Source organism: Clostridium sp. D43t1_170807_H7 (assembly GCF_015555905.1).
In the GTDB taxonomy this organism is placed as follows: domain Bacteria; phylum Bacillota; class Clostridia; order Clostridiales; family Clostridiaceae; genus Clostridium.
Genome location: NZ_JADNLK010000022.1, coordinates 24,967 through 46,352, shown reverse-complemented (window position 1 = coordinate 46,352; position 21,386 = coordinate 24,967). Strand labels below are relative to the sequence as shown.

The 21,386-nt window shown below is 29.7% G+C and carries 18 protein-coding genes; 1 reads left to right on the top strand and 17 read right to left on the bottom strand.

Features of this window, described 5'->3' with window-relative positions:
• Positions 1–139 precede the first annotated feature (139 nt).
• The 13 genes from xdh to I2E98_RS12730 form a co-directional block, all read right to left on the bottom strand.
• A complete protein-coding gene (xdh, locus tag I2E98_RS12790) occupies positions 140–2,698 on the bottom strand; it encodes a selenium-dependent xanthine dehydrogenase (protein ID WP_195469282.1) in 2,559 nt (852 codons plus the stop codon).
• A 20-nt stretch (positions 2,699–2,718) separates the two neighbouring features.
• Complete coding sequence (locus tag I2E98_RS12785; RefSeq protein ID WP_195469281.1) at positions 2,719–3,807, bottom strand: 4Fe-4S binding protein; 1,089 nt, start codon at positions 3,805–3,807, stop codon at positions 2,719–2,721.
• Between the two features lie 27 nt (positions 3,808–3,834).
• Positions 3,835–5,169 carry a putative aminohydrolase SsnA gene (ssnA, locus tag I2E98_RS12780; protein ID WP_195469280.1) on the bottom strand — a complete coding sequence of 445 codons (1,335 nt, stop codon included), beginning with the start codon at positions 5,167–5,169 and terminating at the stop codon, positions 3,835–3,837.
• Positions 5,170–5,267: 98 nt separating this feature from the next.
• Entirely contained in the window at positions 5,268–6,473 is a 1,206-nt protein-coding gene (gene dpaL, locus I2E98_RS12775; RefSeq protein WP_195469279.1) for a diaminopropionate ammonia-lyase, read from the bottom strand.
• Positions 6,474–6,502: 29 nt separating this feature from the next.
• Positions 6,503–7,435, bottom strand: coding sequence for a carbamate kinase (gene arcC, locus I2E98_RS12770; protein ID WP_195469278.1), 933 nt, complete (start codon positions 7,433–7,435; stop codon positions 6,503–6,505).
• A gap of 115 nt (positions 7,436–7,550) precedes the next feature.
• Entirely contained in the window at positions 7,551–8,744 is a 1,194-nt protein-coding gene (gene ygeW / locus I2E98_RS12765) for a knotted carbamoyltransferase YgeW (RefSeq protein ID WP_195469277.1), read from the bottom strand.
• A 54-nt stretch (positions 8,745–8,798) separates the two neighbouring features.
• Positions 8,799–9,998: a YgeY family selenium metabolism-linked hydrolase gene (locus I2E98_RS12760; protein ID WP_195469276.1), complete on the bottom strand. Its 1,200-nt coding sequence runs from the start codon at positions 9,996–9,998 to the stop codon at positions 8,799–8,801.
• Between the two features lie 181 nt (positions 9,999–10,179).
• Positions 10,180–10,530: an FAD:protein FMN transferase gene (locus I2E98_RS12755; protein WP_195469275.1), complete on the bottom strand. Its 351-nt coding sequence runs from the start codon at positions 10,528–10,530 to the stop codon at positions 10,180–10,182.
• A 21-nt stretch (positions 10,531–10,551) separates the two neighbouring features.
• Positions 10,552–11,322, bottom strand: a complete 771-nt coding sequence (locus tag I2E98_RS12750) for an ABC transporter ATP-binding protein (RefSeq protein WP_195469274.1) — start codon at positions 11,320–11,322, stop codon at positions 10,552–10,554.
• Entirely contained in the window at positions 11,322–12,314 is a 993-nt protein-coding gene (locus tag I2E98_RS12745; protein ID WP_195469273.1) for an iron ABC transporter permease, read from the bottom strand. The genes I2E98_RS12750 and I2E98_RS12745 overlap by 1 nt, the downstream gene beginning before the upstream one ends.
• Before the next feature lie 2 nt (positions 12,315–12,316).
• Positions 12,317–13,207, bottom strand: a complete 891-nt coding sequence (gene isdE / locus I2E98_RS12740) for a heme ABC transporter substrate-binding protein IsdE (protein WP_195469272.1) — start codon at positions 13,205–13,207, stop codon at positions 12,317–12,319.
• Between the two features lie 37 nt (positions 13,208–13,244).
• Complete coding sequence (locus tag I2E98_RS12735; protein WP_195469271.1) at positions 13,245–13,898, bottom strand: NEAT domain-containing protein; 654 nt, start codon at positions 13,896–13,898, stop codon at positions 13,245–13,247.
• 98 nt (positions 13,899–13,996) lie between these two features.
• Positions 13,997–16,045, bottom strand: a complete 2,049-nt coding sequence (locus tag I2E98_RS12730; protein ID WP_195469270.1) for an NEAT domain-containing protein — start codon at positions 16,043–16,045, stop codon at positions 13,997–13,999.
• Between the two features lie 217 nt (positions 16,046–16,262).
• Here I2E98_RS12730 and I2E98_RS12725 point away from each other — a divergent pair, with 217 nt between their 5' ends.
• Positions 16,263–16,991: an AraC family transcriptional regulator gene (locus tag I2E98_RS12725; protein ID WP_195469269.1), complete on the top strand. Its 729-nt coding sequence runs from the start codon at positions 16,263–16,265 to the stop codon at positions 16,989–16,991.
• Positions 16,992–17,052: 61 nt separating this feature from the next.
• On the opposite strand, the gene I2E98_RS12720 is transcribed toward I2E98_RS12725, so the two are convergent.
• From I2E98_RS12720 to I2E98_RS12705, 4 genes are all read right to left on the bottom strand, one after another.
• The gene (locus I2E98_RS12720; RefSeq protein ID WP_195469268.1) at positions 17,053–17,997 is read right to left on the bottom strand and encodes a CPBP family intramembrane glutamic endopeptidase; all 945 of its coding nucleotides are present in this window, start codon (positions 17,995–17,997) and stop codon (positions 17,053–17,055) included.
• 228 nt (positions 17,998–18,225) lie between these two features.
• The gene (locus tag I2E98_RS12715) at positions 18,226–18,429 is read right to left on the bottom strand and encodes a heavy-metal-associated domain-containing protein (RefSeq protein ID WP_195469267.1); all 204 of its coding nucleotides are present in this window, start codon (positions 18,427–18,429) and stop codon (positions 18,226–18,228) included.
• A gap of 74 nt (positions 18,430–18,503) precedes the next feature.
• Positions 18,504–19,172 (bottom strand): HAD family phosphatase, encoded by a 669-nt coding sequence (locus I2E98_RS12710; RefSeq protein ID WP_207737618.1) that lies wholly within the window; start codon positions 19,170–19,172, stop codon positions 18,504–18,506.
• 205 nt (positions 19,173–19,377) lie between these two features.
• Complete coding sequence (locus tag I2E98_RS12705) at positions 19,378–21,348, bottom strand: ABC transporter substrate binding protein (protein WP_195469266.1); 1,971 nt, start codon at positions 21,346–21,348, stop codon at positions 19,378–19,380.
• Positions 21,349–21,386: the final 38 nt, after the last annotated feature.

Sequence of the window (21,386 nt, the reverse complement as noted above, 5' to 3'; positions counted from 1 at the left end):
ATAGCAAGGATTTATCATAAATGTTTTTTTATTTTATTCAGTTGTAAAATTATTCAAGTATTTTTGCACTATTATAGTATATATTAAAAATCCACCATTATTATACAATAACACAATAAGGTGGATTCATATTAAATAATCATTTTTTAGGCTTTTTATAAAATGTGTTTTCTAAAGGTAGCTTAGTTCTAAAAACTCCATCTAACTTATAATATGCACCTTGAACTGCTGGTGCTGTTGGTATACAAGTTATTTCCCCCACCCCCTTAGCTCCATATGCCAATTCTGCATTATTCTTTTCAATTATAATACTTTCTATTTCTGGAACCATAGTTGATCTAAATAATCCTAAAGTTCCAAACTTAGCAGTAGGAATTGATTCTTTTAATGGATAATCCTCAGTTAGTGCATATCCCAATCCCATAACTACTCCACCTTCAATTTGCCCTTGAACATTTAAAGGATTTATAGCTCTTCCAACATCATGGGCTGCAATTATTTTTTTTACCTGACCTTCTTTATTTAAAACAACAACTTGAGTTGCAAAACCATATGCAACATGACTGACTGGATTCTTTTTATTACTTCCCATTTTATCAGTTTTACCATAAAATTCACCATAGAACTCTTTACCATTAAGCTCTTTTAAGCTTTTTGTCTTAAGGGCTTCCTTTAATTTTAAAGCTGCAACTCTTGTAGCTTCTCCAGTAAACAATGTCTGTCTTGATGCTGTTGATGTTCCCGAATCTGGAGTTAACTTAGTATCTGGTTTTATCCATTTAACTTTACTGGCATCTAAGTTCAAAGTTTCACATACTATTTGTGTGATGGTTGTACCTATTCCTTGTCCCATACAAGCTGCTGAAGTTTTTATAATGACAACTTCATCTTTAACTTCTAACATAGTTCTTCCTATATCAGGAAGTCCTACTCCTATTCCCGCATTTTTAAAGGCACATGCTATTCCTACAAATTCATTTTTTTCATATTCATCCTTAACAGCCAATAATGTCTCTTTTAATGCAGTCCCTACATCTGCTATTTGACCATTAGGCAATTCTTGTCCTGGTTCAATTGCATTTCTAAAACGTATCTCCCAAGGAGATATCCCAACAAGTTCTGCAAGTTTATTTATATTAGCTTCATTGGCAAATGCTGATTGTGTTACACCAAACCCTCTGAATGCTCCTCCTGGTGGATTATTAGTATAAACTGCTATACCTTCAACTTCAGAATTTTGATAATTATAAGGACCTGCAGCATGAGTGCAAGCTCTTTGTAATACTGGTCCTCCTAAAGATGCATAAGCTCCTGTGTCTGCAATAATCTTTGCTTTCATAGCTGTTAGTCTTCCATTTTCATCGCATGCTGTTGTAAATTCCATTTTCATTGCATGTCTCTTTGGATGAACCTTTATACTTTCTGCTCTTTTTAAAGTCATCTTTACAGGTTTTCCTGTTAAAAATGCAAGTAATGCTGCTTGATGTTGGCAACTCATGTCTTCTTTTCCACCGAATCCACCACCAACATACTTTGATACTATTCTAACCTTGCTTTCCTGAGCTCCTAATAATGATATAATCTCATGTAAATCATCATAAACAGATTGTGTTCCAGTATAAACAACTAACTCCTCATCTGTAGGTACTGCCAATGCACTTTCCGGTTCTAAAAATGCATGTTCAGTAAAAGGCACAGAATAATTATTAGTTACAACATACTTGGAGTTTTTAATAGCTTCATCAACATTACCTCTTTTTAAAACTTCTCTTGCTAATATGTTTCCACCTTTATGAAGTTCTGGAGCTCCATCTTTAAGAGAATCTTCAGGACAAGTCATAGGTATTAATCTATCATATTCTACTTTAATTAAATTAATTGCCTTTCTTGCTATCTCTTCACTTTCTGCTGCAACTAATGCAATAGTATCTCCTACATATCTTGTTTCTTCTCCTATTGCTATTAAAGCTGGCCAATCTTTTTTTAAATGTCCACAAAATCTATTTCCTGGCACATCCTCAGCTGTTACAACCTTAACTACTCCGTTCAAATTTAAAGCTTCACTATAATCAATATTTTTTATCAATATTCTAGGATACTCTGGTCTAAGTGCAACTCCATAAAGCATTCCATCTACCTTCAAATCATCACAATATCCATCTATAGCTAATACCTTATCTTCTGAATCAATTCTTCCTAAAGGCTCACCAACTAGTCCCTTGTACCCTACTAATGGTATTTCCTTATTTTCTCTTATAATTTCAGCTGTCATTAATATGGCCTCTTCAATCTTTTTATACCCTGTACATCTACATATATTTCCTATAAGTGCTTTTTTTACATCATCCGAAGTTGGAGTTAATGTTTTATTAAATAATCCTGTAGCACTTATAACCATTCCTGGTATACAAAAGCCACACTGAACTGCTCCAACCCGTGTGAATGAATAAGCAAAAGCTTTTTTATACTTCTCATCTAAACCTTCAACTGTAATAACTTCTTTATCCTTAATTTTTTGTCCCTTTAATATGCAAGCCTTAGTTGCTTTTCCATCAACTAACACCATACAAGCTCCACATGCCCCTTCCCCACATCCATTCTTTACCGATATTAACTCTTTCTTGTTTCTTAAAAATTCTATTAAAGACTCATCTTCATCTATACTACATACCTTTCCATTTAGTAAAAATTTGACCATATCCCCTTCTCCTCGCTACCCTAATTATATTGCATTGTTAGGGCATTTTTAGGACATTTAGTTACACAAAGACCACATCCAAAGCATTTACTATTATCTATGTGTAACTTATCTTTTATATCAATCGCCTCATATACACAACTTACTTTACATTGTCCACATTTTATACATTTATCTAAATTAACCTTAGGTGGAATAGAAGTTGTTCTAAATTTTCTTTCCTCTGCCTTCTTATGAGAAATACCTATTATTTCATTTACGTTACTATATCCATGGCTATCTAAAAATTCATTTAACTCTTTAGCAATTTTTCCATAAACACCTGGTCCCTTTAATATAGCTTCAGTACATACTTGTACTGCTCTTGCACCAGCCATTAACATTTCAGCAGCATCTTTTCCTGAGGTAACTCCTCCAACTCCTATAATAGGAATATTAACAACTCTTGATGCATCATATATATTTCTTACAGCTAATGGCCTTATTGGTGATCCTGAAAGCCATCCATAACCTTTTTCACTTCCCATAATCGGATATCCAGTTTCAATATCAATTGCCATACAAGGTCCAAAGGAATTAATCATAACTAATCCGTCTGCTCCTGCATCCTCTAATGCTTTTGCTATACCTTGAATATCGGTATGAGGACTTAACTTCATAAAAACAGGACAATCCAATGCTGATTTTGCAGCCTTCATAGCATTTACTATTGGTCCAATATCTGTTCCAACATAATGTGTAGAAAGTTCTACTGCATCTGCATAAGGTTTAACTAAAGGTGCAACCTTTGAAATTTGATCTGCTGTATATCCCATACTTACTATCATTGGAACTCCAGCTTCCTTTGCTCTCTTATACTCTTTCGCTGCCCATTGTTCTTTTGGTAACTCTGACCATAACTCTGTATTTAAAAAACCTGAATTAGTTTTTGCCATACAAGGTCTTGGTACATCTGCCGGGTTTTCTGATATAGTTTTAGTAACTATTCCTCCAGCTCCCCCTTGTACTGCCTTTACACAAAGTTCTCCATCCTTTGCACCTGGTCCAGCTGCAGTAAAAATCGGATTACTAAATTTCATTCCTAATATATCAATATTTAAACTTGCCATTCCCATATCCCCCCTCTTTATTCTTATTTAAAGTTTCTTCCACAACTTCTCTGCTACTTGTCGTGCTTTCTTATAAATAAGCTCCTCATCAATGTTAACTATTACTCTATCTTTCATTACAACTTTTCCATTAATAACAGTTGTATCAACACTTCTACCTGAAACACCAAATAAAATATGTCCAAAGTAATTATTTTTATCCATAGGAGTCATAGGATTATAGTCTACTACTATAACATCAGCATATGCTCCTTCCTCTAAAACACCTAATGGATTATTATAATATTTTGAAACAATCTCTTTATTATTGTTAAATACCATTTTTGATGTTTCCATAAATCCAACATTAGAATTACACAAATTATGCTTATGAATAATATTTTCAACCTTCATTGATTCAAACATATCACTTGTGTATCCATCTGTTCCCATCCCTATTCTAATGCCTTTCTCTATCATTTTAATTACAGGTGCAACACCTACAGCATTAGCCATATTAGACTCAGGATTGTTAACAACACTAGTATTAGTTTCTTTTAAAATATCTAATTCAGTTTCATTAACATGTATACAATGGGATGCAATAGTCTTTTCACCTAATATTCCATAATCCATTAATCTTTCAACAGTTCTTTTTCCACTATATCTTAAACTATTATTTAAATCCTCAATTCCCTCTGATACATGAATATGATATCCTGCATCAATTCCATCCATAGCTTCTCTACACTTTTCTAAACTTTCATTACTTAAAGTAAATGATGCATGCATTCCAAACATACCTTTAGTCATATCATCTTCTTTTGCATTAGCATATTTTATAAAATCAATATTTTCATTAATTCCTTGTTTAAGTATTCTTTGTCCATCTCTATCTGAAACTTCATAGCAATAACACCCTCTTATACCTAGCTCATCAGCTACATTAGATATTGCAAATAAACTTCCTTCTACCGACATAGGACTTGCATGATGATCAAAAACAGTTGTTACACCATTTTTTATACATTCAATTAAAGTTGTATATGCACTATATCTTATATCTTCTAGTGAAAGCTTTTTATCAATTCTCCACCAGACATTCTTTAAAATATCAGTAAAGGTTTCTGCTGGAGGATTTTTCAAATCTAATCCTCTAGCAAAAGCACTATATATATGATGATGAGTATTTATCATTCCTGGCATTATAAGCTTCTCTTTAGCATCTATAAACTCATCATACTTATTAGCATATTTATATTTAATTTTTGAAGTTTCCCCAACTTCTTTAATCATATTGCCTTCTATAGCTATACATCCATTTTCTATAAAAGTATTATTATTATCATTAGTAATAACTCGTCCATTTCCAATTAAAATCATAATTCCACCTACTTTTTGATATTTTTAATTTTAACTACAATATATTAATTTTACCAAAAATTCTAACTTTAAACAGGTAGGTGCTATTTTTTTATTTTTTAATATTCATTTTTCCAAACAATTTTTCTATACTTATCCGGATCAGTATCGCCTTCTGTACTAAATAGAAGAATCTTTGAACTTGCATCTAAGCCTAATTTTTCTTTTAACTCTGAATACTCTTTATTAGTCATTATTTCATATAACAATCCTAGTGTTACAGCTCCTGACTCACCTGAGACTACCTTCTTATCTCCTTGAATTGGATTTCCAAGTATTCTCATACCATTTGCAGAAATATAATCTGGTGCAGAAATAAACATCTTTGAATGATTTTTAAGAATATCCCACCCAATAATATTTGCCTCACCGCAGGCTAATCCTGCCATAATAGTAGGCATATCACCATCTACAATTCTTAAATTACCATCATTAGCAACAGCAGATTTATAAATACAAGCAGCTTCACTAGCTTCTACAATTGTAGTTATAGGACAATCCTCCTTATATACCGATGCAAAAAATCCTTGAATTGCACCTGCTAAAGACCCAACCCCTGCTTGTATAAATATATGTGTTGGTCTTTCAATTCCAAAATCTTTAAGTTGATTTAATGCCTCTAATCCCATAGTTCCATAACCTTGCATTATCCAAGCTGGAATATCCTCATAACCTTCCCATGCAGTATCTTGAATAATAACCCCATTATGTTCATCTGCATATTTAGCAGCTAACCTAACAGCTTCATCATAATTCATATCAGTTATTGATGCATCAGCACCTTCTTTTCTTATATTCTCAAGTCTAGTTTGAGAAGAACCCTTAGGCATATAAACTACTGATTTTTGCTTTAATTTATTAGCAGTCCACGCTACACCTCTTCCATGATTTCCATCTGTAGCAGTTACAAATGTTATATCACCAAGCTTCTCTCTTACTTCATTAGATATTAACTTTTCATATGGTAATTCAGAAATATCCTTACCTAACTTTTGAGCTAAGTATTTTGCCATAGCAAAAGATCCACCTAATACCTTAAATGCATTTAATCCAAATCTATATGATTCATCCTTAATATATATTCCTCCAACACCTATTTGCTTACTTAAATTATCTAAATTAACTAATGGTGTTTCTTTATATTGTGGAAAACTACTATGAAATTGTTTTGTCTTTTCAATTTCTTCTTTACTTAAAAACTTTAATCTATTTGCATCCTCTACCTTTGGCAAAGTATTTTCTTTCCATTCTATTCTTTCTTTCATATTCACCCACTCTCCCCTTTAAACTCTATCTATTTATATATTTTAGTTCCTGTCTTTCCTTCTATACCATATTTAGCCTTTTCTAATAAAGTAATCAATGAATACCTACCTTCCTTAGATTCTGCAAACTCTATTGCGGCTTCTACCTTAGGCTTCATCGATCCTGGTGCAAAATGCCCTTGACTAACATATTCTCTCATTTCTTTTGTAGTAACTTCATCAAGCCACTTTTCATTTTCTTTTCCAAAGTTTATAGCTACCTTTTCTATCGATGTTAAAATTATAAAGCAATCTGCATCTATAAATTTTGCTAATACACAGCTAGCATAATCCTTATCTATTACTGCACCAACACCTTTTAAGTGATTTCCTTCACTAACTACAGGAATTCCACCACCACCACAAGCTATAACTACTTGCCCACTTTCAACTAAAGCTTTTATAGTTTCAACTTCAACTATTCCAATAGGTTTAGGGGATGCAACGACTCTCCTATAACCTCTACCGCTATCCTCTATTACCTTTTTACCTTCTTTAATTATACTGTCGGCCTCTTCCTTAGTCATAAATGCACCTATAGGTTTAGTTGGATTATCAAAGGCACTATCCTTGGAATCTACTTCAACTTGAGTTATTATTGTTGATACTCCTTTATTTATATTTCTATTTAACAATTCTTCTCTTATCGCATTTTGTAAATCATAGCCTATATATCCTTGGCTCATTGCAACACATACAGACATAGGGCATATTGAATATTTTTTATTTGTTTTATGAAATTCTGTCATAGCACTATTAATCATTCCTACTTGAGGCCCATTTCCATGAGATATAATAACATCATTGCCTTGCTCTATTAAGTCAACTATAGCCTTTGCTGTTGATTTTACAGCTACCATTTGCTCTGCTAGTGTATTACCTAAAGCATTTCCACCTAAAGCAATTACTATTTTTCTTTTCATTTCGACCCCCATTTTCTATAAATATTATCAATAGAGATTTATCTAAGAGCTAAGAGTATATCTTTCTCTTATTTCTTAATCACTCTTTATTGTTTCTTATTTATTCATTAAGCCATTATTTACTTTGGCGTTCTTTTCCTTTATCTTGAAGATTTTTTAAAGTTTCTTGTGGATTCTTAATTTTGCTTAAGAAAATCATTGCTGCAATAACATATGGTTTAAAACTAGCCTCTTTATATAATGATGTTCTATATCTATTAAATACAGAAGCCTCTACTTCCCCTTTTTCACAACTTACTCCCGTTATATCTGCTGGTAAGCAATGTAGATATATTGCCTTACCATCTTTTGTTGTCTTCATTAACTCTTCTGTACATTCCCAATCTTTATATTTTGCATTTTGTGCTAATAATTCCTTTTCTAAATCCTTAATTCCCTCGGTATCTCCCTTTGCATATAAATCAGTACGCTTTTCCATAGCACTAAATGGTGCCCAACTCTTTGGATATACTATATCTGCATCTTTAAATGCTTCTGCCATAGAATTTGTCTTTGTAAATGATCCACCTGACTCTTTTGCATTTTTCACTGCTATTTCTTCTACTTCACTCATTACTTCATATCCTTCTGGATGAGCAAGTACAACATCCATTCCAAATCTAGTTAATAATCCTATTACTCCTTGTGGTACTGATAATGGCTTTCCATATGAAGGAGAATATGCCCAAGTCATAGCAACTTTCTTTCCCTTTAAATTTTCTATTCCGCCAAATTCATTTATCAAATGTAATGTATCTGCCATTACTTGAGTTGGATGATCTATATCACATTGTAAATTAACTAAAGTTGGAATTTGTTCTAAACATCCATCTTTATATCCTTCCCTAACAGCCTTAGAAACTTCTCTCATATATGCATTACCTTTTCCTATATACATGTCATCTCTGATTCCAATTATATCTGACATAAATGAAATCATATTTGCAGTTTCTCTTACTGTTTCCCCATGAGCTATTTGAGATTTTCCTTCATCTAAATCTTGAACTTCAAGTCCAAGTAAATTACAAGCTGATGCAAAACTAAATCTAGTTCTAGTAGAATTATCTCTAAATAATGAAATTCCAAGTCCGCTATCAAATATCTTTGAAGATATATTATTCTTTCTTAATTCTCTTAAAGCTTCAGCAACTGTAAACACAGCTTTTAATTCATCCTTTGACTTCTCCCAAGTTAATAAAAAATCATTATTATACATATCCTTAAAGTTTAATCCATCTAATATTTCAATATATTTATCCATTAATCCCATTTTATATCTCTCCCTTTATTCTCATTATTTTAAAATATTACTGCTTAATATTTATTATTTATTCTTACAGTAAATAGTTGGCATAGCAGCATAAACTGCAGCACATCTTACTAAATCAGCTTTCCAAGTCTTTTCATTTGGTGCATGGGCTTCTTCTTCTTTTCCTGGTCCAAATCCTATACAAGGTATTCCGAATCTACCCATTATAGAAACTCCGTTAGTTGAGAATGTCCATTTATCAACCTTTGGTTCTCCATACATTCCCTTATAGGCTTCAACCATAGCTTTAGTTGCTGGTGCATCTTCTGGAATTACCCATGTCGGGAAATAACAATCTGTTGGATATACAAGTTCTGTATAGCTTGGCCTTTCATATTTATACATTGATACTTCAGCTTTATATTTCTTTACAAATGGTAAATTGCTTACTTCTTCTAAAGCTGATTGATATGTTTCTCCATCTGTTAAACGTCTATCTAATGATATTGCACACATATCTGCAACTGCACAACGTGATGGTGAATTAAAGAATATTTCAGAAACAGTAACAGTTCCCTTTCCTAAGAATTCATCATAATGAAGATTATCATTTAAAACTCTTATTTCTTGAAGTATATCTGCCATTTTATATATGGCATTATCTCCACGTTCCGGAGCAGAACCATGGCAAGAAATTCCCTTAACTTCTACTCTTATTTCCATACGTCCACGTTGACCTCTATAAATATTTCCATTTGTAGGTTCTGTAATTACTACAAATTCAGGCTTTACTTTATCTTCGTTATATATATATTGCCAACATAATCCATCACAATCTTCTTCTTGAACAGTCCCTGTTACTAATACAGTATATTTATCACTTAAAAGGCCTAAATCTTTCATTATTTTAGCTCCATAAGTCGCTGATACAATTCCACCAAGTTGGTCTGATGCTCCACGCCCACCTATCTCTTCTTCTGTTTCATAACCTTTATATGGATCAAAGTCCCAGTTGCTTAATTCTCCAAGTCCAACTGTATCAATATGAGCATCATACCCTATTAATGTTTCTCCAGTTCCCATATATCCTAAAATATTACCCATTCCATCAATCTCAACTTTATCAAATCCTAACATTTCCATTTCTTCAGCAATTCTATTTATAACATCTTTTTCTCCACAACTTTCTCCTGGTATTGCTATTAAGTCCCTTAAGAACTTAGTCATATTCTTTTCATATCCCTCTGCTTGTAATTTAATTGCTTTAAAATCCATAATAGCCTCCCAATACTCCAAACAAAATTTTTATTAAATAATTACACTAATATATATATAGCAATAATAGCGCCAAAATATTTGTTTAATATTACCTTTAATATAAAAAAACTATGCAAAGTAAAAAAAGGTATAAGAAAACCATTTAATAGTTTCCTTATACCTTTTAAACATAAACTTATTAAAACGCCAATACCTTATAATTTTCAAATAATTTAAAGCCTTCTAATAAATCTTTAGTAATTATTATCTCATCATTATTGGTAATCATTACTCCACTAATATTATGCTTTTTCATAAATTCATAAGCCTTATCTTTTCCCATAATAAATAAAGGAGTTGAAAGTGCATCTCCATCTATAGATTCACTACTTACTACTGTTATTGATTTCAAGTCTGATTTTATAGGATAGCCAGTTTTAGGATTTAATATATGACAATATAATTCATCTTTATATATAAATGCTCTTTCATAAGCCCCTGATATCACTCCACAAACTGCAGCTGTTAATACTTTATTTTTCTTATTCATATTATACTTCCTTTTTAAACTTTATAGTTTTAATGGAACAAATACTGTTTCTGTTTCCATTTCATTAATAAATCCACCAATTTTATATACATTATTAAGTAAATCCATATTTATAACTTCATTAGCTCTTCCGCTTGATATCACTTGTCCAGATTTCATTACTATAACATTATCACTATATTTTATAGCTTGATTAATATCATGTAATACCATAACAACTGTTAATTTACTTTCTTCATTTAACTCCTTAACAAGTTCTAATATCTCAACTTGATGATAAATATCTAAATATGTTGTAGGTTCATCTAAAAATAAAATTTCACTTTTTTGTGCTAAGGCCATTGCTATAAAAGCTCTTTGTCTTTCTCCTCCAGACATACTCATAACAGCTTTATCTTTTAACTTTTCAAGACCTGTCCTTTTCATAGCCCATTCAATGATTTCATCATCGCTTTCATTATTTCCTTGGAAATACTTTTTATGAGGAATTCTGCCATAAGACACCAATTCTTTAACAGTAATATCACTAGGAACTGTATTTTGTTGATGAACTGTGGCGATTTCTCTTGCTAATTCTTTTTGCTTTAAAGCCTTTACAGATTTTCCATTAATACTTACTTCTCCAGAAGTAGGCTTGTTCAATCCTGCAAATATACTTAATAGCGTAGATTTACCACTACCATTAGGTCCTAATATAGTCGTTATCTTTCCCTTTTCTATTTCAACACTTAAGTTAGTAATAAAGTTTTTATCTTTATTGTAAGAGAAGTATAAGTCCTTTGCCTTTATCATTACTTTAAGTCACTCCTTCTTAAAAGATATAAGAAAAATGGTGCTCCCAATATAGCAGTTACTACTCCTACTGGTATTTCATTAGGTCTCATGGCCATTCTTCCAACAGTATCAGCAAATAATACTAAGAATCCTCCTACTATTCCGCTACAAGGAATTAAATACTTATGATCAGATCCTATAATAATTCTGCAAACATGTGGTACAACTAATCCAACAAAGGATATAATACCTGCAATTGCAGTTGATATACTAGCTAAAAATACAGCTACAGCAGTAACTATTATCATATATAGATCAGAGTTAAAACCTAAGCTTCTTGCATTTTTACTACCAAGAGCTAATATATTACAAACCTTGCTTAATAGTAATGCTGCAACTATTCCTATAACAGAATAAATTAATAGTATATGTACATTACTCCAATTAACCGTTGCTAGACTTCCCATCATCCACTTTTGAATATTACTTGCTCCAAGCCCTGCACTAACAGTAATCATAGATGAGAACCCACCTAATAATGCATTACATGCTGCACCTGCTAATACAATTCTTATTGGCGATAATCCATTTTTATATGCCATAAAATAAATAATCACACAGCATACTAATCCACCAAAGAATCCAAATATAGGTCTTAAATTAGTTACGCTTGGTATAAATACCATAAAGAAAATTGTAACTACACAAGCCCCTGAAGATATACCTGTTATATATGGATCTGCTAGTGGATTTCTTATTACAGATTGTAATAAAACCCCTGCTATCGCTAAATTTGCTCCAACTAATACAGCTATTATCACTCTCGGCATTCTTAAATCTTTAATAATTCCAATATTTCCATCTGACTGGCCTGAAAACAACCCGCTTATAAGTTCTTTAAATGTTATATTTACACTACCTAACTTTAATGAAATTAATATAGTTGCTAATAACACTATTAAGGATATTACTATAAATGATAATTTAAATTTTTTATCTGAAACTCTCATAATTATTCTCCATTGCCATGAACTATATCACTTAATATCTCTAATCCTTCAATAACCTTAAGGTTTGCACTCATTCCAAAATATTCACTATCTAGGTAAATTACATTTCCTTCTTTTACAGCATTTATATTTTGCCATGCAGAATCACTTGCCATTTCTGCTTGTAATGCTACTTTTGTTTCTTCTGGTAAAGCATGCACCATAACTAAAATCTTTTCTGGATTAAGCATAGCTAAATCTTCTTTATTATAAGTTGTAAATGATGTACTATTATCTTCAATTATGTTTTTTCCACCAACAAGTTCAACTAAACTTCCGATATAAGATTTTGACGTTGCTATCATTGTTGAACCTGGTGCCGCAAATAAAACTAGAACTTCTGGATTTTCTAAAGACTCCGCTTTTTCTTTAACTTCTAATTCCTTTGATTCTATTTCTTCTAATAAGGCCTTAGCTTCCTCATTTTTATCAAATTTTTCTCCTAAATTAGTTATTGCTTCTTTTAATCCATCTAAGCTTTCTAAAGAAATAAATTCACTTGGAATGTTATTTTCTGTAAATAAATTCATATAATCAGACCCTAAAGTATCTACTGATACTACCATTGTTGGATTTAATGATTTAATTATTTCTAAATCCGGACTCATTGGATTTCCAACCTCTACCGCCCCTTTGGTACTTTCTGGCAATTCATATACAGTACTTGGTACTCCTGAAACTTTAACTCCTAATGCATCTAATATTTCTGTTACTGCAACAGATGTAGCAACTACTACCTCTTCCCCGTTACCTATTGCAACAGTTTTATCTTCGCTACTTTCAGAACTACAACTTACCAATCCTAAAGTCATAATCCCTGCTGCTATCATAGATATAATTCTTTTATATTTCATAATGTATAACCTTCCTATAAATCTTTTAAGTTATTTGTTACTTCTTTTTTGCTTTTACAATTACTAATGCTCCAATTGCAACTATAACAACTACTCCAGCTATAATTAAAGCAACATTATTGTTATTTTCTTCTTTGTCTGCTGCTACTGCTAGACTTTCTTCTATTTGAACTTCTTCATTTTCATTTACTACTTCATCTTCTGCTGGCATTTCTTCAACTTCTTCTATTGCCTCTATTAAAGTTAAAGTTTCCATCTTAGGTATAACCTTAAACTCAACATCTCTTTCCATAGGACCAACATAAATAAGTGCATCCATATCTGCATCTACTTTATCAACTTCAACCTTTAATTTAACAGTTCCATCTTCATTGTTTTCTTCTACTAACTCTACTGGAACTTCTCCTCCATTAACCTTCATTCTATAGTTCTCCATATAATCGCTTCCTGAAAAACCAATAGTATAAATTATATGATCTTTTGTAACTTCTACACTCATTGATGGTAAAAGGTAAGTTCTTGACATTGCCATTCCAGTTTCTGATTCATGATAAACATCATTTTCTACTTCATAAATTCCACTTGCAATATTACTTTCTGTTGCATATGTATTCTTAGTTCCTAAAGTTAAGAATATTCCTAAAGCCATTACAGCTACTAAAATTCCTTTAAATTTATTTAATATTTTCATTTTTATCTTCTCCTTAATTGTTAAACCTAAATTAGGAGGCAAATAAATAGCTTTCCTATTTTATTTACCCCCTCATATAATTTTATTAATACTTTATATTACTTTCTTTTTTTTGCTAAAACAACTCCTGCAGATGTTAAAAGCATTCCTAAACCTGCAACTGCTCCTGAACCAATAGGTGCTCCTGTTTCTGGTAATGTATCTACTGTGTATTCTTTAATGAATGTTAAAGTATCTTTTAATAATGTAACACCAAATTCAACTTCTCTAGACATTGGTACTACATAAGTTTTAACTTTTATGCTATCGCTTAAACTTGAAACTGCAAATCTAACATTTGTTGTATCTCCACTTGTACTCTTAGTTACAGTAACTTTTTTACCATTTACATAAATTTCATGGTTTTGCATGAATTCTGCTCCAGTGAAAGTTAAAGTAACATAGTATTTACCATCTATTTCTTCAACTTTAGAAGTAGAGTTTAAATATTTTCTAGCCATTGTTCTTCCAGTTTCACTTTCATGAGTTACACTATTTTGAATAGAATATAATTTACCTTTAGTTATCTTTGTTTCTTCAGTAGTTGTTGTATTTCCACTTGTTCCATTAGTTGTGCTACCAGTTGTTGAACCACTTGTTGTACCACCTGTTACTCCTCCAGTTGTTCCTCCATTATTAGTTGTCCCATCTGTAACTAATGTTAATGTATCTTCTAATATATCAACTCCGAATTCAACATTGCTTCCCATCATAGTAACATAAGCAGAAACTTTTATTGAATCTTCTAAGCTTCCAACAGCAAATCTTAAACTAACAATCTCACCATTTACTGATTTAGTTGCCTCTACTTTTGCTCCATTAACGTATACTGTATGATTATTCATCATTGTTGATCCCATAGGTGTAAATGTTAATGTAACATATTTTTTCCCGTTTACATCTTCAACTTTTAATGCTTCTTCTAAAGCTTTTCTTGCCATACTAAGCCCTGTCTCACTATCATGAGTTACGTTATTTTTACCTGTATAAACCTTAGCTCCTTGTTCTTCGGTTACTCCACTATTTGAACCGCCGTTATTAGAACCATTATTATTTGAACCACCATTGTTTGAACCTTCGTTTCCAGTGTTTCCACCGTTATTTTCATCACCTGGCTTGTTTGTTTCACCGTTATTGCCTGAATCTTGTGAAGAATCATCTTCTTTATATTCAGTTAATTCTCCTTCATGTAATAACTCAATATCAACTGTATGTATTTTCCCTGGGAAAATAAACTCTGGAAGATTCTCATCATGATAAGTTAAATTAACATTAATTCTTGTATATAATACATCTATTGATTCAATATCAAAACTTATTGATCCATCTTCATTTTTTGTTAAGTTAACCTTTTCTCCATCTACTATTATTTCATTTGTTGATTGTACAGTTTTTAATCCAGCTTCATTATATTTCATAGTTACAGTAATTTTTCCATCTTTAACTGTTACAATAGAATTTGCATCTATATAATTTCTTATTGCACTCTCACTATCTGTTCCTACTTTTAATGCCTTGTTAGCTATTTTATATATTCCATTAGCTAAAACATTATCTTGATTTTCATTGTCGCTACCTGAATCATTAGAAGAGTCCTTTACTAATTCACCTTCATGTAGTAAATCAACATCAACTGCATGCATTCCTCCTGGTGCAATAAACTCCGGAATCATAGCATTATAATATGTTAAGTTAATTTTTACTCTTGTATATAAAGTATCTATTGAACTTATTTCAAAACTTATTGAACCATCTTCATTGTTCTTAAATTCAATTTCTTGTCCGTCAACAGTTATTGAATTTGTTGATTTTACAGTTTCTAATCCATTTTCATTATACTTCATAGTTACTGTTATTTTTCCATCTTTAACTGTTACAATAGAATTTGTATCTATATAATTTCTTATTGCACTATTATTATCCGTTCCTTTTTGTAAAGTTTTATTTGTTATTTTATATGTTCCATCAGCTAAGACATTTCCTTGGTTTTCCCCTTCACTAGCTATAGTCTCAACTACTGTAGCTCCAACAGCTTGTACACTATTTCCTAATACTATTGTTGATACCATTAAAGCTGCTAACATCTTACAAAGTTTCTTTCTTAACATAACCATATTCCTCCTAAGTATATTTCTAAAATTTATTTATCTCTTCTAATTGACATATTAATAATTATATTCGATAATTATTGATATTGATTCTCATTTACTTTAAGATGATATCATATATCTTCTTAATATGTTTTAACAATATTTATATTTTTTTTAACAATATTTTTATATTTTAAAAACATTAAAAAATTTTAAGGGAAGGATACTAAAATTAATGATTTCAAATATATTAACTAATTTCTTCAACTACCTTACTATTCCAATATTAGTTTTAAACTATAAATTTGAAACTATATTTGCTTATAATCATGATTCAAAAATAAATAATTCTTTTTATACTTCTAAAGCTATAGAGGAACTTAAGAAATCTGATTTTTGCTCTAATACTTTTTCGTTTAATATAAATACTGATATAGCTTTTACTTGTATTAGATTTAATCATTATGACAATACTAAAATATCTCTATTACTAGGACCATATATAATTAATGAAAATCCTAATGATACTAATGCTATTAATACACTAACAGAAGATGGATTGCAAAATATTATTAAATTACACTCTTACATTATCCATAATCATATTTGTAGTAATAAATCAAATATGATTAACTCTCCTGTTGTAAATCATGCTATTAAATATATTGAAAAAAATTATGCTAATGAAATATCAATAGATGATGTTTGTAAACAATTAAACGTAAATAAATGCTATTTTTGTAGCATATTCAAAAAAGAATCTGGCTCAACATTTATAAACTATTTAAACAACTATAGAATAGAAAAAAGCAAAGAACTATTAAAAAAACCTAATATATCTCTACTTGATGTTTCACTTTCTGTAGGATATAACAATCAAAGTTATTTTAGTACAGTATTTAAAAAAATCACCTCAAAAACTCCATTAGAATTTAGAGATGAATATCTAAAAAATAAAAACTAGAAAAATCAACTACCTTCTATTTACTTTATAGAAGATAGTTGATTTTTTTAACTTATTATTCTTATTTTAAATTTATTATTTCCTTATTTTCGATTCCTATAAAATCATCAATTTTTTTATCTTTATAAAACCAATATACAAATCCAAAAGTTAAGCAAGTAATAATTGTAACTATTATTCCTCCCTCTGGCCCAAAAGCTCCTCCATTTATTATATTATTAGTTACATTTTCTACCTTATATAATCCATTAACACTTATTCCACTTACTCCAAATCCCCAAATATACCCCTGAAAATAATTCCATGTTATATGATATCCTATTGGCATCCAAATATTTTTAGACTTCATAAACATATATGCAAATAACACACCAACTAAAAATAAATTAATAAATGACAATACATCTATTCCATTATTACCTAAATGTAATGCCGCAAATATTAATGCTGGTCCAATTAATATAAACCACTTATTTCTTGTTTGCTTTAATACAGACATAATATATCCTCTAGATAATATCTCTTCTCCAAAGCCAACAAATATAAAACCTATTAATCCATATAATAAAGATATGGATATCTGTGGTTTACTAATAGGATTTATTAGCTTAACGTTTCCTATAGCTATTATAATTATAGCTACCATACTCATTGTAATTGCCCCTAATACTAATCCTATAACTAACTCTTTATAACCTTTTTTAATAGATGTTATACCCATCTTATTAATTTTCTTTTTTTCAAATAGCTTCCATATAATAATACAAGATATAATAAGTAAAATATTACTTATGGAAGTACTAATTTGAAAAATTAATTCATATTCTGCCGTAGATTCTATGTTAAAATTCATCAAAGAATCAGCATTTCCTTTAATTAAAAAAATAATACCAATTATTACTCCTATTAACATAGATGCTCCAAATGTCAAAGCACATGAAAGTAAAAATACTAAAAGTATTTTCCATCCACTTCTTACCTCGTTATACTTGTTTTTAAATATCATTTTTCCCCCTCCTTATCTTTCCAGTTATATTTTACCACATTTTTCTTATTTTTTTATTGTTATATCTAACAAACTTATATCTAGTATAAAGTATTATTTTGCCATTAACTCATTTATTATTATAATAAATACTCTATGATTACATAATTTAAATTAGTTATTTTTAAAGCAAAACAAAAAAAATGCTACTAAGATACCTTTTCTTATTAGCATTTTATTCATATAACTTTATTCAATTTTATGTCCTGTATTTTCAATACAACTTCTTATCTCTTGTTCTGTTGCTGGCTTATTATAAATTACCTCAACACTTCCACGTGCCATATCTACACAAACATTATTTACACCATCTATTTTTTCAAGTGCATTTTTAATTTGCGTTTTCATATTTTCATTTGCAATACCATTTACCATATAATGTTCTCTTTCCATTAATACTTCTCCTTTTATCAAAATTACATAGATAGTATTCTCAAAAAACATTATTATTATTAAATAAATTTTTTTTATTTTATACTCATTAATTCACTTCTTATTTCATTTAGATTATTAAAACTTTTATAGGCACTACTTAAAATCTTTTCATCGGCTTTTTTCAAGTCAACAACATGAAAAGGAAGCATACCAGCGTTAAATGCAGCCTCTATTCCTGCACTTGAATCTTCAATTACAATACATTGTTCTGGCCTTATACTTAACTTATCTGCAGCCTTTAAAAATATATCAGGATTCGGTTTAGTTTCCCTTACCTCATCCCTACACACTATATCATGAAAAAAGCTCTCAATATTAGCTTGTTTTAATTGTTTAAAGGCCCTTTCAGAAAGAGCCGATGTTGCTAATGCAATTTTAAAATTATTTTCTTTTAAGTATTCTAAAATCTCACATACCCCTGGCTTTAAAGGAACACCTTTTTCTATTTCTTTAGCTAAATTTTCATCTTTTTCTATATACATATCATCTATTGGTAAATCACTTCCAAAATTACTTAAAAATACTTTCTTGACATTTTCACGACCAGTACCTAATACTGATGCATATATTTCTTTTGTCATTTTATATCCATACTTTTCAAAAACCTCTGACCATACCTTTAAATATACCATTTCAGTATCAAATATTACTCCATCCATATCAAATATTACAGCTTTTATTTTATCAATTTCTAAATTCATCTAACTATTGCCACCCTCTATTTACTATTATCTTCTACAAATTTTAGTAATAATTTATTTATACTAAATTATATCATAATTTAAATATACACTCTTTCTCCATATTATTTTCTAGATAATATACATAAAAACATATGCTTTTGCCAGTAAATTTAACATATTTTATAGAAGAAGCTCCACTACTAAAATTTTAGTGGAGCTTCTTCTATATATATATATCTGACAATTCTGTTTTTGTTTTATATCTTATATTTTTCATTTCTTCTATCATGTTTATTTCATGAGAATCTTTTTTTTCAAACTCTTTGCAAATATCACTTTTATTTTCACTGATTTCCTTAGGCAATCTAACCGTAAACTTTGTTCCCTTATTAATTTCAGATTCAACTATAATCTCACCATTATGTAGTTCTACTAAAGATTTAGTTATTGATAACCCTATTCCACTACCTTCATTTTTTCTATTTAAACCATTATCAACCTGCATAAACTTATCAAATATATTAAGCTTATCCTCCTCTGCTATTCCTATTCCATTATCTTCGACAATAATCTCTAAGTATTTATTTAAAGAGTTTATCGTTACATAAATACTTTCATTATCATTTGAAAACTTAATTGCATTGGATACTAAATTTAAAATAACTCTTTCAATTTTACTAACATCAACTTTCATTATCACTACTTCTTCATTTGTATCAAAAATTAAATTTAAATTTTTCTTTTCTGCATATGGAATTACAGCCATTACTAATTCCTCTGTTAAACTAACTATATTAATATTATCTAAATTTAATTTTAAATCATTTAATTCAGCCTTTTCTACATCTATCATATTATTTATTAATCTAATTAATCTATAGCAATTATTCTTTACTATATTAATGGTATTAGCCTCTTTATCTTTTTCATACCTATTACTCTCCATAAGTTGCGCTGCACATAATATTACATTTATTGGCGTCTTAAGCTCATGACTTATATTTGCTATAAAATGAGCTTTAAGTTTATTGGCTTCTTCTGCTTTATTCTTTGCATTTATTATTTCTTTTTCATATTTTCCCTTATAGTATATATATTTTATTAATACTAATATTAAAAGTATTAATATAGTAAATATAATAGTAAGTACAATAAATACCGTTTTATATTGTCTAATCATATCCATCAGATTATTAATTATTCGTGAATTTTGGGGCAATTTTTTTATTTTTATATTAAAATTTTTCAATACATTATAATCAAATATATATTCATTAGCATCTTCACCATCACTATATAATTCTTCTTCATCTATCCCCTCTAATAATCCTAATACTATTTCTGCTGCTTTTTTCCCTTGATTAAAATGATTAATCACCTTACCGCCAACACTTCCAGTACCGATACTATACTCTAATACACTATATACTGGAATTCTCCGGTTTATTTCTGCTATTAATTTATTTATATCTAAAGTTTTTATCCATTCTCCACTTCTGAAATCATTAGGATAAAGTGAAATTATAACACTATTATTTTTTATATTCTTTATAGTCTCGTTAAATTCATCTATAGTTAATTCACTTGTGATTATTTTATCAAAATTTAAGTCAGAATGACTATTAACAATATTTTCATAAAACACTTCGCCAATATCATTTAGAAAAATTATATTTTCTGTTTCAGGGTGAAATTCTTTAATTAGCTTTAAATTTTCTTCTATAGATTCTATTTCTCGCACTCCTGAAACTTTTTCATATTTAAAAGCTTCTTCTAGTAGCTCTTCCTTTTGAATCCCTAAAAATGATATTGGAATATCTTTAAATATATCATTTCTATATCTTAAGCAAAATTCTAATGCTTCGTCATCTCCTACTATTATGCCATCATAACTTTCATAGTTCTCAAAACTAGATTTTAGTAAATTATAAAATTTCTCTTCATTTTCTCTATTATAATATCCATTTAGATCCATATATTCAACTCTTAAATTAACGTTATTTTCAAATCCAGCCTTTATCCCGTCAACTTGATCCGCAAAAGATATAAAATTTGAATTATATGAACTAATAAATAAGACACTTAACTTTTCCTCTTCATATTCATTTGCATAAACAATATTGTTACATAATGTAATATAAGTAATTATTAAAATACTTATTAAAACCCTTAATCTCCATCGTATCTTCTTCATCCCTTATCTCCTGTTCATTAAATCTCCATACCAATATT

Bases quoted from the DNA above. Each gene is read 5' to 3' on its own strand.
- xdh (WP_195469282.1), bottom strand. From the start codon at position 2,698: ATGGTCAAATTTTTACTAAATGGAAAGGTATGTAGTATAGATGAAGAT.
- I2E98_RS12785 (WP_195469281.1), bottom strand. From the start codon at position 3,807: ATGGCAAGTTTAAATATTGATATATTAGGAATGAAATTTAGTAATCCG.
- ssnA (WP_195469280.1), bottom strand. From the start codon at position 5,169: ATGATTTTAATTGGAAATGGACGAGTTATTACTAATGATAATAATAAT.
- dpaL (WP_195469279.1), bottom strand. From the start codon at position 6,473: ATGAAAGAAAGAATAGAATGGAAAGAAAATACTTTGCCAAAGGTAGAG.
- arcC (WP_195469278.1), bottom strand. From the start codon at position 7,435: ATGAAAAGAAAAATAGTAATTGCTTTAGGTGGAAATGCTTTAGGTAAT.
- ygeW (WP_195469277.1), bottom strand. From the start codon at position 8,744: ATGGGATTAATGGATAAATATATTGAAATATTAGATGGATTAAACTTT.
- I2E98_RS12760 (WP_195469276.1), bottom strand. From the start codon at position 9,998: ATGGATTTTAAAGCAATTAAATTACAAGCAGAGGGATATGAAAAGAAT.
- I2E98_RS12755 (WP_195469275.1), bottom strand. From the start codon at position 10,530: ATGAATAAGAAAAATAAAGTATTAACAGCTGCAGTTTGTGGAGTGATA.
- I2E98_RS12750 (WP_195469274.1), bottom strand. From the start codon at position 11,322: ATGATAAAGGCAAAGGACTTATACTTCTCTTACAATAAAGATAAAAAC.
- I2E98_RS12745 (WP_195469273.1), bottom strand. From the start codon at position 12,314: ATGAGAGTTTCAGATAAAAAATTTAAATTATCATTTATAGTAATATCC.
- isdE (WP_195469272.1), bottom strand. From the start codon at position 13,207: ATGAAATATAAAAGAATTATATCTATGATAGCAGCAGGGATTATGACT.
- I2E98_RS12735 (WP_195469271.1), bottom strand. From the start codon at position 13,898: ATGAAAATATTAAATAAATTTAAAGGAATTTTAGTAGCTGTAATGGCT.
- I2E98_RS12730 (WP_195469270.1), bottom strand. From the start codon at position 16,045: ATGTTAAGAAAGAAACTTTGTAAGATGTTAGCAGCTTTAATGGTATCA.
- I2E98_RS12725 (WP_195469269.1), top strand. From the start codon at position 16,263: ATGATTTCAAATATATTAACTAATTTCTTCAACTACCTTACTATTCCA.
- I2E98_RS12720 (WP_195469268.1), bottom strand. From the start codon at position 17,997: ATGATATTTAAAAACAAGTATAACGAGGTAAGAAGTGGATGGAAAATA.
- I2E98_RS12715 (WP_195469267.1), bottom strand. From the start codon at position 18,429: ATGGAAAGAGAACATTATATGGTAAATGGTATTGCAAATGAAAATATG.
- I2E98_RS12710 (WP_207737618.1), bottom strand. From the start codon at position 19,172: ATGAATTTAGAAATTGATAAAATAAAAGCTGTAATATTTGATATGGAT.
- I2E98_RS12705 (WP_195469266.1), bottom strand. From the start codon at position 21,348: ATGAAGAAGATACGATGGAGATTAAGGGTTTTAATAAGTATTTTAATA.